Below are 16,781 nucleotides of genomic sequence, written 5' to 3' on the forward strand. Positions count from 1 at the left end.
GGTTTTTTTGTGAATTTAAATTTTTGTGATTTTTTAATTTTTTCATGAAAAGTTTGGAAGATAAAATTAAAATTCTCTCGTTTTTTGATTTTTCTCTTTGAAAGTTTCATAATAAAATCAAAATTTTGCCTTTTTTTGATTTTATTTGTTAGAAGACACAAAATAAAATCAAAATTTGCTGTTTTTTTGATTTTATTTTGTTATAATTGATTGAAATAAAGGAAATTTAATATTTTTTTGATTTTATTGGAGGATTTATGGATTATTTATACACTTTATACTACAAGAATAAAAATGAATATGAAAAAATTTATAAATCGAGAATAGATTTTAGTGAGACTTTAAAAACTAATTTATCTATAAAACCTTATAGGGAAAATTTGTCCTTTCAGCTTTATTATGTCTTCAATAGAGAAACTTCAAATCTAATAGACATGGTAAATCAAAACAATAATATTTTGGAAAAATTAAATGATGAACTTCCAATAATTGCTAAAAGTGCAAATTTATTGGAAATTATTTCTAGTGAATTAAAAAGCTCTAATGATCTTGAAGGCGTAAAATCTGAGAAAAAAGAAATAATCGAAACTACAAGAAATATTTTAAATTCAAAGGACCCTAAAAAATTAAGACTCACTAGCATGATTAAATCCTATCTCTTACTTTTAAATGATAATTCTTTGAAAGTTCCATCAGATTTAAAGGATGTTCGGAAAATTTATGACGAGATAACTAAGGGAGAAATTGAAAAAAAAGACCAACCTGATGGGAAATTTTTTAGACTGGATCCAGTATATGTTCAAAAGAAAAATTCTGTAAATGGTGAGATAATACATCAAGGGATTTCAGGAGAAAACAAAATAGAAGAATCAATGTCAAATCTTCTAAATTTTCTTTTAAATACCGATTTAGATTTACTCATAAGAGTTGCTATCGCTCACTATTATTTTGGATACATTCATCCCTTTTACGATGGCAATGGACGTGTAAATAGATTTATTTCAAGCATCTTTCTTAGGAGCAAGTATTCTTATTTAACTTCCATGTCTCTTGCTCGTGGATGCTGGATTAACAAAATTTCCTATTACAAAAGCTTTGATATAACTAATTCAAAAATAAATAAGGGCGAAGTAAATTACTTTGTAGACGAATTTTTAAAAATTTTAATAGCTGGTCAAGAGGATATTATCTTTAATTTGACTAATAAAATAGAAAATTTAAAGCTTGCTAGAAAGTGCATTGAAGCTAAAAGTTCAAATTTGAACACCGAACTAAAAAAATCTATCCTATTTTTACTATGTCAAAATTATTATTTTGACAACAATAGCGGTCTCACACGAGATGACATATTTGAATATACTGAGGATTTTAAAAACAAAAACAAAAAAATTAGAGAATTAAAGGAACTTGAAAAAGATGGTTTCATAAAGGCTATAAAAGAAAGACCTTTAATTTATACTTTAGATAAAAATTTTATAGAAAATTTATAAAATAAAGACTTGCTGTGCAGGTCTTTTTTATTGAACTTAAGAAAGTCTCTGTCTTTCAATGAGATTCATTATTTGTTAAAATGTAGTTAGGAGGTCATTATGCCAATACTTAGTTTAACGAATATTAAAAAATCCTACATAGACGAGGAAACTATTAGAGATGGAAATTTAATAGTGGAAGACCGCGACAAAATTGGCCTTATTGGAATTAACGGCAGTGGCAAGTCCACTCTTTTTAATATAATTACAGAAAATCTCTCCTACGATGCTGGGGAAATTTTTAGAAAAAAAGATTTAAAAATCGGCTACTTAGAGCAACAGCTAAATCTTCATCAAGAAGGCAGCATTTATGACAATTGCCTTTCTATTTTTTCTGATTTAATTGAGCTTGAGAAAAATTTGAGGGCCCAAGAGCATATTATTGCTGAAAATCCAGACAATTTGGAAGAGGAACTGAATAAGTATCAAAGGATGCAAGACGAGTTTCACAAGAGGGAGGGCTACTCCTTTCACTCAAGGATCAGGGGAACCTTAATTGGTCTTGGCTTCACAGAAGATGATTTTGACAAGGACATTAAAACCCTTTCTGGCGGGCAAAAGTCACGAGTGGCTCTTGCCATGCTCCTACTTGAAGATGCAGACCTGCTTCTCCTTGACGAGCCTACCAATCACTTGGACATTGATGCTATCTCTTGGCTGGAAAAGTATTTGAAAGATGTGGACAAGGCAATTATTATTATCAGCCACGATAGATATTTTTTAAATAATATTGTTTCAAAAATTGTCCTCCTGGAAAATGGGGAGACTAAAACTTATGCTGGCAACTACGACAACTACATGAGACAGAGAAAAAAAGATTTTGAAGTCCTTAAGAGGCAGTATGAAGACCAGCAAAAGGAAATAAAGAGGCAGGAAGAAATTATAAAGAGATACATGAATCTTGGTCGCGACAGGTTTATCAAGCAGGGCAAGAGCAGGAAGAAGATGCTGGACAAGATGCAAAAAATTGAAATGCCTGCGTCTAATAAAAAGACAAATCTTTCCTTTGCAACCAATAAAACTTCAGGCAGAGATGTCTTGGAGATAAAGGACCTTTCAAAATCCTTTGGCGACCACTTAGTTTTTCACGACTTAAATGCCTTTGTCTACAAGCAGGATAAAATCGGCTTAATTGGCCCCAATGGCGTTGGCAAGTCCACCCTCTTTAAAATTATTGCAGGAGAGCTTAGTCCAAGCTCTGGCGAGGTTAAAATTGGGTCTAATGTGGACATAGCCTTCTTCTACCAAGAGCTTGACAACTTAAATTTAAATAAGACTGTCATGGACGAGATCTGGGACGAATTTCCAAAGCTTGAACATTTTCAAATCAGAAAATATTTGGCAGAGTTCCTCTTTGTGGGCGACGACATTTTTTAAAACTGTAGATGAACTTTCAGGCGGCGAGCGTGGAAGACTATCCCTTCTAAAAATTATGTTAAAGGGTGCAAACTTCCTTGTCCTTGACGAGCCAACTAACCACTTGGACATTGACTCAAAGGAAATCCTTGAAGACGCCCTCTTAAAATATGAGGGCACCGTTCTTTCCATTTCCCACGATAGATATTTTTTAAACAAGACTGTGGACAAAATTTTTGAAATGAAGGAAGATAGCATAAATGTCTTCTTGGGCAATTACGATTATTACCTAGAAAAGACCACTGAAACTGAAAGCCTTAATGATGACTACAAGTCCAAGACAGAAATTGCCAAAGAAAAGCGTGAAGAGAGAGAAGTCCGCAAAAAAAATAGAGCCCTTCGCAAAGAAAAAGAAAAGCTTGAAAAAGAAATTGCGGACATGGAAGAAAAGTTATCCACAATCGATGACAAACTGCAAGACCAAGAGACTTACAGCGATTATCAACTAGCAAATGATTTATCAATAGAGCGTCAAAGCCTTGCAAACACTTTAGAAGACCTCTATGAAGCTTGGATGGAATTGGAAGAGAATTAAAAGATTTCAAAAATTTTTTTCCACAGGACTTTTTGCGATGACTACTTTATCCCCAATCTTATGCACATTATCCACAGGTTAATAAACACCTGTCTTGAAAAATAGTGCACAATTCATGCACATTTTGAAAAAATTATCATTAAACATAAAAAATGTCTATATTTTCCAATTATTAACTGGATTTTTACAAAAAATATACAATCTTATCCACAATTTGCCAAAAGTTATCAACTTTTGTGTATAAAATCAAAAAGAGCTGCCTAAAAACAGCTCTTTTATCTTATTTATTATTTAATCTTTTTATCATGTCCTCTGCAGGGTCTAAAATTTCAATTTCTGTAAGTTTTTCAAATTCTTCCTTCATGTAAGGAAAGTGAGTGCAGCCTAAAATTATGGCTCTAGGCCTTCTTTCCATCTTGTTAAAAAAGTTAAAGAGCTCTCTTAGTCCAAGCTTATAGACAATTTCTTCAGGGGAAGTTTTCTTTTCGATTTCTTCTACTAGGGCAAGGATCCCTATTGCAATTGTGTTTCTAAAAGTTTTTTCTGACAAAATTTTATCTATGCCATGGGCTGATTTTGAATTTGCTGAGAGGATTACTATGTCTTCATAGGAAGAGTCAAGATTTCTATAAAAGTCCAAGGGAGTAATGATTTCGATGTCCTGACGGTGGGTTAAGCCCTCCACATCTATAGAAGCAGAAAGGGAATTGCAGTAGATAAAAATTTTTTCAGCTCCCTCTTTTTTTGCCTCCCTTATTTTTTCTTCAACAATATTTGTAAGCTCTTCCCTTGAATAATATTGAAGGGCGGATTGGTCCTTTGGGTTCTTGGAAATTGGGAAGCTCAGTGGCTCAAATCCCTTTTTCTTTAAAAGGTCCACTCCCATTTTTGTGTCCACATAAGTTCCTGCGAATACTCCTACTTTCATTTTTTCACTCCTTTAAAATAAATCCATTTTAATTTTTTCTCCAAAATTCTGTATTTAATTTCTTTTGCAGAATAAATTTCTCCGTCAATGTTATATAAAAATTCTCTCTCTGATGAAATTTTCCCTGACCTAGTTAAAATTTCTCTCACGCCACTTTTCCCAAGGTGGTCTCCCCTCCTGTAGGAAGTAAATAAGCTTGCTATCCTAAGGGGACTCATCTTCTCTGCCAAAATTAAATTTAAAAGCCCATCGTCAATTTTTGCCCTTGGGGCAGGCTTAAAACCATTGCCATAGTAGGACCCGTTGCAGAGGGCAGAAATTAAAAAAGAGCCAGATAAATTTACTTCTTCATTTTTTTCGTCAAGACAGGAAATTTTTAAGTCTACATTTTCCAAATTCATTACAGATTTTACTACGCCATAAAAATATCCCAGCCTGCCTCCAAGCTTTTTTCTCTTCATTATGTCATAGGCATACTTCAAAACATTGGTGTCAAAGCCAAGACTTGTGACATTGATGCAGGTTTTTCCGTTAACTTCAATTAAATCAATGGGGGCAATTTCATAATCAAAAATATTTTCTAACTTAAAATTATGGTAAGAAAAATTTTTGGAAAAGTCGTTGCCTGTGCCTCCGGGTATGAGTCCAAGAGCAGTTTCACTTCCGCAAAGGACAGAGGCAACTTCAGATAGGGCGCCGTCGCCACCTTTTATGTATAAAATTTCGCCGCCCCTGTCCCTAAAGTCCTGGGCAAATTTCACTGTGTCTCCGGCTTTCTCTGTGATTTTTATTTCATCTTCATCAAAATATTTTAAAAGTTCTCTTGCAAGGGTCTCGTCATAGGACCTGCCAGACTTAGAACTTATTATAAAAAGCTTTTTCATATTCACCACTTATAATAATTATATTATATGGTAAAAATTATTCCAATAGAGTTCTTTCATGGCTTTTGGGGTAAAAGAAAAAAAGGAGGGATCTTATGAAATGGAGAGGACGAAGACAAAGTTCAAATGTATCAAGAAGTAGAGGCGGCGGAGTAGCCCTTGGTGGCGGTGGACTTCTAGTGGCACTAATAGTTTTTTTACTAACGGGAAATCCAATGGACGCAATTCGCTCTGGCTTTGGTGGCACAGCACCTACGAGTACACAAAATTATGAACTTTCACAAAAGGAGCAAGATTTATACGATTATTCAGCTGTAGTTCTTGCAGATACAGAGGACGCTTGGCATGAAATATTAAAAAATGAAGGCGTAAATTATAGGGAGCCTCAGCTAAAGATCTTTAAGGGTCAAGTAAAGTCTGGCTGCGGCCTTGCCAGTGCAGGCATGGGACCTTTTTATTGCTCAAGAGATGAGGCAATATACATGGACCTCTCCTTTTACGATTCACTCATAAAAGACTTTGGTGCAGATGAGGGCGACTTTATCTTGTCCTATGTAATTAGCCACGAGGTTGGTCACCATGTCCAAGAGGTGACGGGAATTATGGACCAGTACCAAGAGCTTATGGGAAAACTTTCTGAAGAGGAGAGAAATGCGCTTACAGTTAGACTAGAACTGCAAGCAGACTATCTTGCAGGTGTTGTAGCGAGATATCAAGAGGACAAGGGCTATCTGGATCCAGGAGACATTGACGAGGCAATATCAGCTGCCTGGTCCATTGGTGACGACACCTTGCAGAAAAAAGCTCAGGGCTATGTGAGACCAGAGTCCTTCACTCATGGCTCCAGCGAAGAGAGAACTCGCTGGTACAAAAAGGGCTACGAGACAGGCGACCTTTCAGCCTGGGATACTTTTTCTGCGAAAAATTTATAAAATTTAAGAAGGCAAAAAGGTTTATTATGTGACATACCTCAAATACCCTTATTTCGCTCCAAACATCCTTCTTTTTAATTTTGATTTTAAATTAATGGAATATTTTTATGTGTTTCATGCTAAAACCTCATCACGCTCCTGCTTGTGAGCTCTGGATGGAATATAATGTTACCGTTTATATAAAAAGATCCCAGGGGTTAATCCAGGATCTTAACATTTCTATATTTTGATTTTAAAAGCAGTTTATTAAATTTTTTCTCTTTTTTGTTATTACAAATACAACTTTATTTATAATTAGCAGAATTTTATCATATATAATCGGCCTTTTATTTCTTCCATTTCAACTGATTAAAAATTGCTATACTTATTCAAGGTTCAATGCTTTGAACAAACTTAAATAAATATTCTTATAACAAAACTCGAATATTATTTAAAAGGTAATTTAATCATTGGATATACATTAACATTCAGGAACTTTTACCTTTTCGCGTTCGTAATCACCAATTTTATATTGTCCTAAATTTAAAAATATTCATCATATTTTCAATGAATACAAAAAGCTGACTCAGGTAGAGTTTGACCTCCGTCGACAACTATACTTTGGCCTGTTATATATTTAGCCTCATCTGAAGCTAAAAATATAGTAGCATAAGCAATATCTTCAGGATCTCCGAGTTTATTGAATGGAATTATTGACTCTTGATTCTTTATATATTCTGCTCCTAACACATCTCTCATTCCAGGAGTTAAAATATTTCCTGGCTCTACGGCATTTATATTTATTCCCAATGTGGAGAATTCTAAAGCCGCCGTTCTGATAAAACCATTCACTCCACTCTTGGCGGCACTATAATGAGCCAATCCAGGGTTTCCAACTCTATTTCCTGTTATAGAAGAAATAACAACAATCTTGCCACCTCTATTAAGATAATTTAAAGACACTTTTGTGTTTATAAAGATACCGTTTAAATTAATATCTATAATTTCTTTCCAATCATCTAAATTCATATCATTTATTCTTATTTCTGGAAAATAACCTGCGTTTAATACAACAATATCTATTTGCCCTAAGAACTTATAAGTAAGTTCAAACAAATTTTCAGTTTGAGTAACATTGGTAACATCAGCTTTAATAAATTTAACTTTGCCATTATAATTATTTAAGCTTTTTTCTGCATCAATACCTCTTTTTTCATCTCTACCAGAAAAAACTACATTAGCTCCATTTTCGGCAAACACTTTAACAATAGAATAACCTATCCCCTTGCTTCCACCTGTTACAATTACATTTTTATTTTTTACAGAAAAAGGCATTATATACCTCCTTTTTATAAATACCAATTTGTTGGATTCTCATTAAGATTTAAAAGAATGTTTTTTTCTTGAGAATACTCTAAAATTGTTCTTTTATGCATCTCTTTTCCAATACCTGACTCTTTATAACCGCCAAACATAGCTCCAGCTGGAAATTGATTATATGTATTAATCCACATTCTACCTGTTTTTATATTGGATACTACATTAAAAGCCTTATTAATATCCTTGGTAAAAACTCCTCCTGCAAGTCCATAGTTAGAGTCATTAGCCATTCTTATTACATCTTTTTCATTATCAAAAGGTATAACTACAGCCACTGGGCCAAATATTTCCGTTTGAGAAATTTCCATATTATTATCAGCTTCAATTAATGTGGGTTCTAAAAAATTTCCATTTTTTAAGATTCCTGTTGAAATTTTTTTTCCTCCCGTTAATAATTTGGCTCCACTATTTAAAGATTTATTTATTGTTTCAAGCACTTCGTCTAAGTGTTTACTTGAAATAAGCGAACCCATTTCTGTTTTATAATCCAGAGGATCACCTACATTTGTACGCTTAAATACATCAATAAGTTTTTGAACAAATAAATCATAGAAATCTTTTTGTATAAATATCCTAGAGCCAGCAGCGCAAGTTTGCCCTTGGTTTAATAAAATTCCTAATTTAGCTCCCTCAGTAGCTAAATCTACATTGCAATCAGAAAAGAATATATTAGCACTTTTTCCACCTAATTCTAATGATGCTGGAATTATTTTACTAGCAGCTGAAACATACAAGTCTCTACCAATGCTAGTTGATCCTGTAAATGAAATCTTATCTATATCATCATTTTCTTTTAAATAATTTCCACATTTTCCGCCTGATCCAGTAACAACATTTATAACACCCTTAGGTACTAAATCTTTAATTAAATCCATCAATAATATAATTGAAACGGGGGTACTGCTTGAAGGTTTTAATACTATTGTATTGCCCGCCGCTATAGCTGGAGCAATTTTCCAAATTGCTATAAGTAATGGAAAATTCCATGGAATTATTTCTGCCACAACACCATATGGCTCATACAAGTTTATACTTAATAAGTTTTTATCAACAAAACTAGAACCGCCTTCTAGTGTCCTAATAGCTGAAGCAAAGTATTTTAAATGTGATATTGCCTTAATTATATCAATATTTAATGTTTCTCTTATAGGCTTTCCTGTATCTATAGTTTCTGTATAAGCGAATAATTCTTTATTATTTTCAATAATTAATGCTATTTTATATAGTAATTCTGATCTATATTCTAACGTTGATTTTTCAAACTCTTCAAAAGCTTTTCTAGCAGAACTTACAGCATATTGAACATCTTCTTCAGTAGCTTCTGGAATTTTTGTAATTATCTCACCCGTAGCAGGATTATAAACATTCTTCCACTGACAATCTTTAGAATCAATAAATTCTCCATTTATAAACATTTTTAGATTAGTTTGTAAAATCATAACAACGTCTCCCATTATCTCATTAGCTATCTTTGTGTAATAATTTTTTTATTACATCATAACTAATATCTAATCCCAAACCATCATTACCATAATTATTTGAATTCACGCATGATACACCACTACAACTTAAAATATTTGATGCCATATTTTTCCCCAAATCATACAAACAATCTTGTATATTTTGATCTGGATAACCACGAACTTCTATAGAATCATCAATAACATTTAAATTATTGTCTAAACCAAATTTATTAAATACCTCTTTTGCTTTATTTTTCCAAGAATAATTGCTAAAAAAAGCCCAATAATTATTCTTCATATTTTGATGCTTAAGATATTCTAATAAATTTGCCATAGGTGGAAATATGTCATTATCATAAGTAGGAGCTCCCAAAACAATACCCTTATACAACCAGGCGTCAGCAACGATGTTAGTAACATCTTCATTTGATACATCACACATCTTAATGCGTTTTAATCCATTTTCTGCTGCTCCTCTGGCAATTATTTCAGCCATAGTCTTAGTATTACCATACATTGATCCATAAACAATTAACATACCATCTATAGTTTTTTGTTGTGCTAAATCTTTATAAACTTCTAATATTTTACTTATGTTTTTTCTCCACACAACACCATGAGTAGGGCATATAATTTTTATATCTAAATCCTTTAGTTTCCCGAGAGCATTAATTGCATGAGAAGAATATTTTCCAACAATATTTATATAATATTTTTGTGTATCCCTAAGATAATCTTCTTCGTATTCTACTTCATCATCAAAGACAGCTCCATTGAGAGCACCAAAACTTCCAAAAATATCTTGAGAAAATAATATTGATTCATTTTTATAATAACAAACCATCGATTCAGGCCAGTGAACCATAGGTGTTAAATGAAAGGAAAATTCCTTGTCCCCTAAATTTATGCACTCACCGTCTTCAATCTCAATTATATTTTCATAAATATTATAATAACTTTTTAATAAATCTTTTGTCTTTTTATTGCATATAATTTTTACATCTGGATAAACACTAATAAAGTTTTTAATTCCACTCGAATGATCTGGTTCTATATGATTGATTATCAAATAATCAATGCTACTATTACCTATAACATCATAGATTTTTGAAATGAAATCACCAAATACTGTATCTTTTGTCAAATCAACACATATATTTTTCTCACCTTTAATAATATAGGAGTTATAAGCCACCTTATTTGGGATTTTTATCATTCCTTCAAAAATAGATAAATCTCTGTCATTTGCTCCTATGTAAAATACATTATTAGAAATTTTTCTAGATTTTAAAATGTTCATAAAACCACTCTTCCTTTTTTTTAAACAATATGATAAGTTTAAAAAACTTATCATATTGTTAAAGATATAATTTATTTAGTTGGTAATATTTTTTCTACCTCTTCATGTGGTCTTGGTATTACGTGTACAGAGATTAATTCCCCAACTCTTTGAGCTGCTGTAGCACCTGCGTCTGTAGCAGCTTTGACTGCACCTACATCGCCTCTAACAAGAACTGTTACAAGTCCTCCGCCAATTTCTTCTTTACCAATTAAGGTTACATTTGCGGCTTTAACCATTGCATCTGCTGCTTCAATAGATCCTACTAATCCTTTAGTTTCAACCATTCCTAGTGCGTCTAACATAAATTTCCTCCTTATTTTTTAATAATTTTTATATATGTAGAAGGTTGTATACCCATGGCATTTGCCTCCTCTACATCAATATGACATTCTAAACTTGATTTTTCAGAAACTCTTATAATAACATCATCCAAATAGTTTCCTCGTATTCCTTGGAAAGAAATACAAACCAAGTCGTTATTCTTCACACCAAATTTCTTTGCTTCATCTGGAAGCATATGGATATGCCTCTTAGCTACTATAGCGCCTTCTTTTAAAACGATGGCTCCTTTCTTACCCACAATTGTAATCCCTGGTGTGTTATTTAAATCCCCAGATAATCTTACTTCTGGTTTGATTCCTAGTTTAATACAGTCTCCGTATAATAGTTCAACTTGGGTTTGTGATCTAAACGGTCCCAATACTCTAATTTTTTCAATACAACCTTTTGGTCCACAAATGTTAACCGTTTCTTTACAAGCAAATTGACCAGGTTGTTTTAAGTCTTTTATGGAAGTTAATTCATAATCTTTACCGAATAATAAATCACAATCCTCTTTACTTAGGTGAAGATGGTGATTTGAAATTCCTATAGGGATAACCCCATCCTCTCCATAATTATTTGAAAAGAAAATGTCATTTTCATTATCCACAATCATTTTTTGAACTCGTTCAAATAAATTAGATGTGTTTTCATACATATTAAACACCATCTACTTTCTATTCTTAATTTCATAGATTGCCTGACGTATAGCATTTGCTATTTGTTCATCGCTATATTTTATTTCATCTGTTTTTTCAAAATTCAAAGTCTTTGGCTCATTATAACAACATGTTGGATTAGTAACCTTAGACATTACATCTTTTTGAAATTTCTCATCTTGTTGTATTACAGTTTTAGGGTTTTTACTTTCAAAAGCAACTTTCTTTATATTAATTAAGTGCTGTGGCCCAACATTTTCTGAAACAGAGCTTCCTCCGCAAGTACCACATCCTAAAGTAAAAGCAATTCCTAAGTTTGTTGTTAAACCTGCTCCACCAGTAGCTCCACCAGAATTAATGATAATTCTTGATGCTGGTTTTACAGAAAACTTTAGAACTATCTCTGGATTTTCAGTATGAACACTAAGAGTATGACCCATTCCATGTTCTAATAGCTTAAAGCAAAGTTCACAAGCTTCTTTCCAATCCTTAACAACATAAAATCCTAATACACAAGTAAGTTTTTCATAGGATAGTGGATAATTCTCGCCAACTCCTGCTTGAGGACCTACCAAAACCTTAGTGCCTTCAGGTACTTTTATTCCAGCATGCTCAGCAATATATTTGGCAGATCTACCAACAAATTTAGCATTCATACTATGAGTGCCAGGATTGAAAATTACATTTGCAACTTTTTCAATTTCATCCTTATTTAGGAAATATCCTCCATTTTTTTCAACTTCCTTAACCACTTCTTCGAAATTTGATTCTTCACAAACAATAGATTGTTCAGAAGCACAAATTGTACCGTAATCGAAAGTTTTACTAATGAAGATTTTTTCAACAGCTTCTTTAACATTGGCAGTTTTTTCAATATATGCTGGAGAATTACCTGCACCAACACCAATAGCTGGTTTTCCAGAACTATAAGCCGACTTGACCATTCCAGGTCCACCTGTAGCTATAATTAACTTTACATCGTCACATTCCATCAAGGCCTTAGTTGCATCAAGGCTAACCTTGTCTAAAATAGAAACTACATTTTTAGGTGCCCCAGCTTTTTCTGCTGCTTCATTAATTAATTCAGCTGCTTGCTTTCCACTCTTGATAGCACTTGGGTGTGGTGAAAAGATAATTGCATTGCCTGACTTTATAGCAATTATACTGTTATAAATAACAGTAGCAGTAGGATTTGTTGAAGGAACTATTCCCATAATTAGTCCAACGGGATGAGCAACTTCAATTATTTTCTTTTCTAAATCCTCCCTGATAACACCAACTGTTTTTAGATCTTTGATTTCTTGATAAAGAAGATAAGATGCCATATGGTTTTTATAAGCTTTATCATGGGCATTTCCAAAGCCTGTCTCTTCATGCGCTAGTAGCCCTAAAAAATAAGCATTTTCTTCAACTACATCAACAATGTTTCTTAGAATTTTATCAATTTGCTCATTAGTTAATTTAGCCATTTCATCAGCAGCTACTTTTGCTATCCTTGCTTTCTCAAGAGTTTCTTCTACAACACATTCTTTTATTTTAAAATCATCCAAAATGTCTCCCTCCTTTCTTAAAATCTATCATTCACTGTATAATTCGTTTTCAATACCTTCTATAACTTCAGACTTGTTCATTTTATTTAAATCAGCAGAAGCAACATCTGACATTTCAAAATAAAGATCTTTCAAATCCTTTACTCTGTATTGTTTTAATCTTTCTGTTGTTGTCTCAGCCTCATTTGTTTTAGAAAAATCTATAAGCACTTCAATATCGAGTAGATTGATTTCTTCTAAATCAATTTCTTTTTCAAATTCTAAATCTAATTCTTCTGTTATTTCTTCTGTAGGCTTTTCTGAAGAATCCCCTTCAGGTTTTTTTCCGTTTTCTAAAACCCAAGTATCTGGATCTTCTAAATTTCTCCCATCATTTGGGTAAGGTATTTTAGACCTTAAATTTCTCGAAAAAACCTTCATAACTTGTTCGTCTGGTCTAGGTATTACACAAATGTTTTTAACACTCTTTTCTTGCACTCTTTCCGCTGCCGTATATCCTGCGCCCAAAGAAGCTTTAACAGCTGCTACATTTCCTAAAACCATAATCATTGTAAGGCCTGCTCCAGCATGTTCTTTTTTAAATAAATATACATCCGCAGCTTTCAACATAGCATCCGCTGCTTCTATTGAAGGTAGAAGACCCTTTGTCTCTATCATTCCTAAAGATTCAAAATTCATTTCAACCTCCTATTCTATATAGAACAATCACTATCTATGATACCTATGACAGTGGCATCAATTGGTATATTGTTATCACCTAAAGCAATTCTTGCAGAGCTCCCTCTAACAACAATAACTCTATCTCCTATACCAGCTCCGATCGTATCTACAACAACAATCTTTTCTCCTTCATTAATGCCACCGATAATTGAACCAATCATAAGTTTATAGCCTTGTATTACATCAAGTTTTCTTGTTGCCCATACATTACCTGTCAATTCTACATTAATCATCTATCTCACCCAAATTAGCCTTTTCTTTTATAGCTCTAAGAGCTGTCTCTACATCTTCAATATTCCCTAACACTGCAATAGTTGTTAAAGTTTGAGGACAATTGCCTTTAATATCGTAGACAACTACATTTGCAGCTTTTTCAGCCACGTCAGCAGCGTACAATATCTCATAAATCATCCCTTGAACAAGACCAACTGCTCCATACATTTGAGAATCATATTCTCTAATTCTGGTTTTAAGGATATTCCTACATGACTCTCCAGGTGATTTAATAATTTTTAATCTAATCATAATCTATCCCTCTATCTTTGTTGAAATAGAAGAACCAAGTGCAATCCCTAGAGGAGTTATAAACAGAGGATTGTATGGTTTAACTGTTTTGATTCCTAAATTTTCTTCTATCATTTTTTCAATACCACTGAAACAGCAACTTCCGCCTACAAGGTATATTTCGTCTACATTTTTCCCAGCGATATGATCTCCAATAATTGTTGATATTTTATCAATTACGGGTTTAACTATAGGTCTCAGTTTATCATGATTTTTATAATCTCTTTTCATTAACTCTGCTTCATCATAATTTTTTTTCAAAGCACCAGCTATTACTAAAGAAAAGTGACTACCTCCAGTTGCTTCATCAGATATATAGACAACCTCACTATCTTTTATTACAGATATTCCTGTTGTTCCCCCACCAATATCAACAATTGCACCATTTTGTATTTGTAAAAGTGCATTAGCGGCTGTAGGTTCATCAAAAGTGTCTGCATTAATAAATCCAGAACTTTCAATAACATTTTTTATTACCCCATTATCCAAGTTTTCTGTTCCTGGTGGAATAGCGCAAGATGCATAAACAAGTTCAGCACCTATTCTCTTTTCAAGATTTTCTTTTATTTCTTTTAAGGAATCTACAGCACCAATATAGTCAACTACCATTCCGTCTCTAACAACATTATCCCATTTAAGAAATCCAGCTACTGGCTTCCTCTTTTCATCAAGAACCGACACCGTGATACACGCTGTACCCAAATCTATACCAGTATATAACTCTTTAAATCCTTTGTTTTTTGGATTTTTTATTTTTCTTTCAAATTGCTCAACGAACTTATCTACTCTTGAAAAATTATTATTTAATGTCAAAATATACCTCCATATGCTAATCTATAAAACTTTTCAAATTGTTAAAAACGCTTATTATAATATATTTTTGGTACTTATCTAAATTTTTCTCATTAGTTTCGAAAAAATTTTTTATTTCAATACAAATTAAATATATTAAGTTCAATCCTTCTGTTTTATTAGATTCTATTAATTTTTCAAATGAATCATTTAGTAGGTGTTTTGTATGTTTTTTTAAATCAGGTAAAGAAATACCAACCTCGATTAATTCATTATCAATCTTATAATTCTCTTCTTTATCACAAAAATCATTTAATACTTTTACAATTTCATAAGAATTCTTAGCTAAATCCTCATTATTTTTATTTATTAAAAATATGTAAAATATAATTTTTGAGATTAGCATATGAAAATTTTCATAAACAACATTACTTTCAAAAGACTTTATTACCGATAAATCATTGTTTTCAATATCTTTTGTATGATTCTTTGGCTTATTAATATTGTTAACAGTTTCTGATGTAATCTTTACACGTTTATCTATTAAAAACTGTCTGGCTCCTGGTGTCAATTTTACATCTTTCTTAACGACAAATTGATTAAAAGGAGATTTTTTAAATTGCTCTCTTAGATCAAATTCTGTTAAATAAATCATTTAAATCACCAACTTACAAAAGTTTTTTATAAATCTCCTCTATATCCTCTAGACTAGGTTTAACAGGGTTTGTTAATGTACATCTATCTTTTAAAGCCTCATTTGCCATTTTAGGCACCGCAATTAAAAATTCATCCTTGTCAATTCCAAGTTTTGATAAATCGAAACAAATACCTAAATACTTTTCAAATCTTTGTAGTTTGCTAATAAAATTATTAATTCTTATACTATTAGAACCACTAGAAATTCCAAAAACATTTGCTAATCTCAAATATCTTTCTTGAATATTTATTTCATCAGTTTTGAAAGAGTTATATTCGATCACATATGGCAAAATTATCCCACAAGCAAGCCCATGAGGTAAATGGAAATGAGCTCCTAGTGCATGTGCCATACTGTGACATATTCCCAAAGATGCGTTTGTAAAAGCAACCCCCGCTATACAAGATGCGTTATGCATTTTACTTCTATATAACTCATTACTTCCATCGTTTACAACAGCTGGTAAATATTCGTAAACTAACTCTACTGCTTTTTCAGAAAGTGCATCTGTAAAATCTGTAGCACTTGTTGAAACATAAGCTTCAAAAGCATGTGTTAAAACATCCATACCAGTGTTTGCGGTAACATTTTTAGGAACAGTTTTTGTATATTGATAATCTAAAATAGCAATATCAGGTTGCATTAAGTAATCAATCAATGTGTTTTTTGTATTAGTAAGTTTGTCGGAAATAACAGCAAAATCTGTAACTTCACTACCTGTTCCACTAGTAGTTGGTATAGCAACTAGCCTAATATCTTCATTATTAGCTTTATAATAAATATACTTAACAGCTTTAGCTGTATCAATAGCCGAACCACCACCAAATGCAATGATTATATCTGGTCTATATTGTTCCATTAATCTAACACAACAAGCAACTATTTCAGTTGTTGGATCTGGTTGAACCTTATCAAATACTATTAACTGTGCCCCTGGACATAAAATTCCTTGTATATTGTTAACAGCGCCATTTTTGAATAAAAATGGATCACATACAAGTAAAACTTTATTATAATTGTCTATTTTTTTTAAAGCATTATATCCAATTTTAATCTTAGTCTTTAATTCAAAATCCAATTTCATCCTCCT

General features: G+C 32.4%; 16 protein-coding genes and 1 pseudogene. 3 read left to right on the forward strand and 14 right to left on the reverse strand.

From position 1 onward, the window contains the following. Window positions 1-257: 257 nt before the first annotated feature. Both HGPG_RS08240 and HGPG_RS08245 read left to right on the forward strand, forming a co-directional pair. Window positions 258-1,490, forward strand: a complete 1,233-nt coding sequence (locus HGPG_RS08240) for a Fic family protein (RefSeq protein ID WP_019125604.1) — start codon at window positions 258-260, stop codon at window positions 1,488-1,490. A 99-nt stretch (window positions 1,491-1,589) separates the two neighbouring features. Then, window positions 1,590-3,480 (forward strand): annotated as a pseudogene (locus tag HGPG_RS08245) (ABC-F family ATP-binding cassette domain-containing protein). 280 nt (window positions 3,481-3,760) lie between these two features. Here HGPG_RS08245 and HGPG_RS08250 read toward each other — a convergent pair. After that, window positions 3,761-4,408 carry an aspartate/glutamate racemase family protein gene (locus tag HGPG_RS08250; protein WP_019125605.1) on the reverse strand — a complete coding sequence of 216 codons (648 nt, stop codon included), beginning with the start codon at window positions 4,406-4,408 and terminating at the stop codon, window positions 3,761-3,763. Then, entirely contained in the window at window positions 4,405-5,292 is an 888-nt protein-coding gene (locus tag HGPG_RS08255; protein ID WP_019125606.1) for a diacylglycerol/lipid kinase family protein, read from the reverse strand. The genes HGPG_RS08250 and HGPG_RS08255 overlap by 4 nt, the downstream gene beginning before the upstream one ends. A gap of 95 nt (window positions 5,293-5,387) precedes the next feature. On the opposite strand from HGPG_RS08255, the gene ypfJ reads away from it, so the two are divergent. Then, window positions 5,388-6,224 carry a KPN_02809 family neutral zinc metallopeptidase gene (gene ypfJ / locus HGPG_RS08260; RefSeq protein ID WP_019125607.1) on the forward strand — a complete coding sequence of 279 codons (837 nt, stop codon included), beginning with the start codon at window positions 5,388-5,390 and terminating at the stop codon, window positions 6,222-6,224. 543 nt (window positions 6,225-6,767) lie between these two features. Here ypfJ and HGPG_RS08265 read toward each other — a convergent pair. From HGPG_RS08265 to HGPG_RS08320, 12 genes are all read right to left on the reverse strand, one after another. Then, window positions 6,768-7,538, reverse strand: coding sequence for an SDR family NAD(P)-dependent oxidoreductase (locus tag HGPG_RS08265; protein ID WP_019125608.1), 771 nt, complete (start codon window positions 7,536-7,538; stop codon window positions 6,768-6,770). A 14-nt stretch (window positions 7,539-7,552) separates the two neighbouring features. Next, window positions 7,553-9,022 carry an aldehyde dehydrogenase family protein gene (locus HGPG_RS08270; protein ID WP_019125609.1) on the reverse strand — a complete coding sequence of 490 codons (1,470 nt, stop codon included), beginning with the start codon at window positions 9,020-9,022 and terminating at the stop codon, window positions 7,553-7,555. A 22-nt stretch (window positions 9,023-9,044) separates the two neighbouring features. Next, the gene (locus HGPG_RS08275) at window positions 9,045-10,346 is read right to left on the reverse strand and encodes an FprA family A-type flavoprotein (protein ID WP_019125610.1); all 1,302 of its coding nucleotides are present in this window, start codon (window positions 10,344-10,346) and stop codon (window positions 9,045-9,047) included. Window positions 10,347-10,417: 71 nt separating this feature from the next. Beyond that, window positions 10,418-10,690: an ethanolamine utilization microcompartment protein EutM gene (eutM, locus tag HGPG_RS08280; RefSeq protein ID WP_019125611.1), complete on the reverse strand. Its 273-nt coding sequence runs from the start codon at window positions 10,688-10,690 to the stop codon at window positions 10,418-10,420. A gap of 11 nt (window positions 10,691-10,701) precedes the next feature. After that, a complete protein-coding gene (locus HGPG_RS08285) occupies window positions 10,702-11,367 on the reverse strand; it encodes a phosphate propanoyltransferase (protein WP_019125612.1) in 666 nt (221 codons plus the stop codon). A 12-nt stretch (window positions 11,368-11,379) separates the two neighbouring features. After that, window positions 11,380-12,918 carry an acetaldehyde dehydrogenase (acetylating) gene (locus HGPG_RS08290; RefSeq protein ID WP_019125613.1) on the reverse strand — a complete coding sequence of 513 codons (1,539 nt, stop codon included), beginning with the start codon at window positions 12,916-12,918 and terminating at the stop codon, window positions 11,380-11,382. Between the two features lie 27 nt (window positions 12,919-12,945). Continuing rightward, window positions 12,946-13,596, reverse strand: coding sequence for a BMC domain-containing protein (locus HGPG_RS10715; protein WP_019125614.1), 651 nt, complete (start codon window positions 13,594-13,596; stop codon window positions 12,946-12,948). 14 nt (window positions 13,597-13,610) lie between these two features. Further along, window positions 13,611-13,871 (reverse strand): EutN/CcmL family microcompartment protein, encoded by a 261-nt coding sequence (locus HGPG_RS08300; protein ID WP_019125615.1) that lies wholly within the window; start codon window positions 13,869-13,871, stop codon window positions 13,611-13,613. Next, window positions 13,864-14,163 carry a BMC domain-containing protein gene (locus HGPG_RS08305; protein ID WP_019125616.1) on the reverse strand — a complete coding sequence of 100 codons (300 nt, stop codon included), beginning with the start codon at window positions 14,161-14,163 and terminating at the stop codon, window positions 13,864-13,866. Before HGPG_RS08305 ends, HGPG_RS08300 begins: the two co-directional genes overlap by 8 nt. Before the next feature lie 3 nt (window positions 14,164-14,166). Beyond that, on the reverse strand, window positions 14,167-15,015 hold the full coding sequence (gene eutJ / locus HGPG_RS08310; RefSeq protein ID WP_019125617.1) for an ethanolamine utilization protein EutJ: 849 nt from the start codon (window positions 15,013-15,015) through the stop codon (window positions 14,167-14,169). Window positions 15,016-15,031: 16 nt separating this feature from the next. Beyond that, window positions 15,032-15,649, reverse strand: coding sequence for a hypothetical protein (locus tag HGPG_RS08315; RefSeq protein ID WP_019125618.1), 618 nt, complete (start codon window positions 15,647-15,649; stop codon window positions 15,032-15,034). Between the two features lie 13 nt (window positions 15,650-15,662). Further along, a complete protein-coding gene (locus HGPG_RS08320) occupies window positions 15,663-16,769 on the reverse strand; it encodes a 1-propanol dehydrogenase PduQ (protein WP_019125619.1) in 1,107 nt (368 codons plus the stop codon). Between the last annotated feature and the right edge of the window lie 12 nt (window positions 16,770-16,781).

It is taken from the genome of Peptoniphilus grossensis ph5 (assembly GCF_000311825.1).
GTDB lineage: Bacteria > Bacillota > Clostridia > Tissierellales > Peptoniphilaceae > Peptoniphilus_A > Peptoniphilus_A hominis.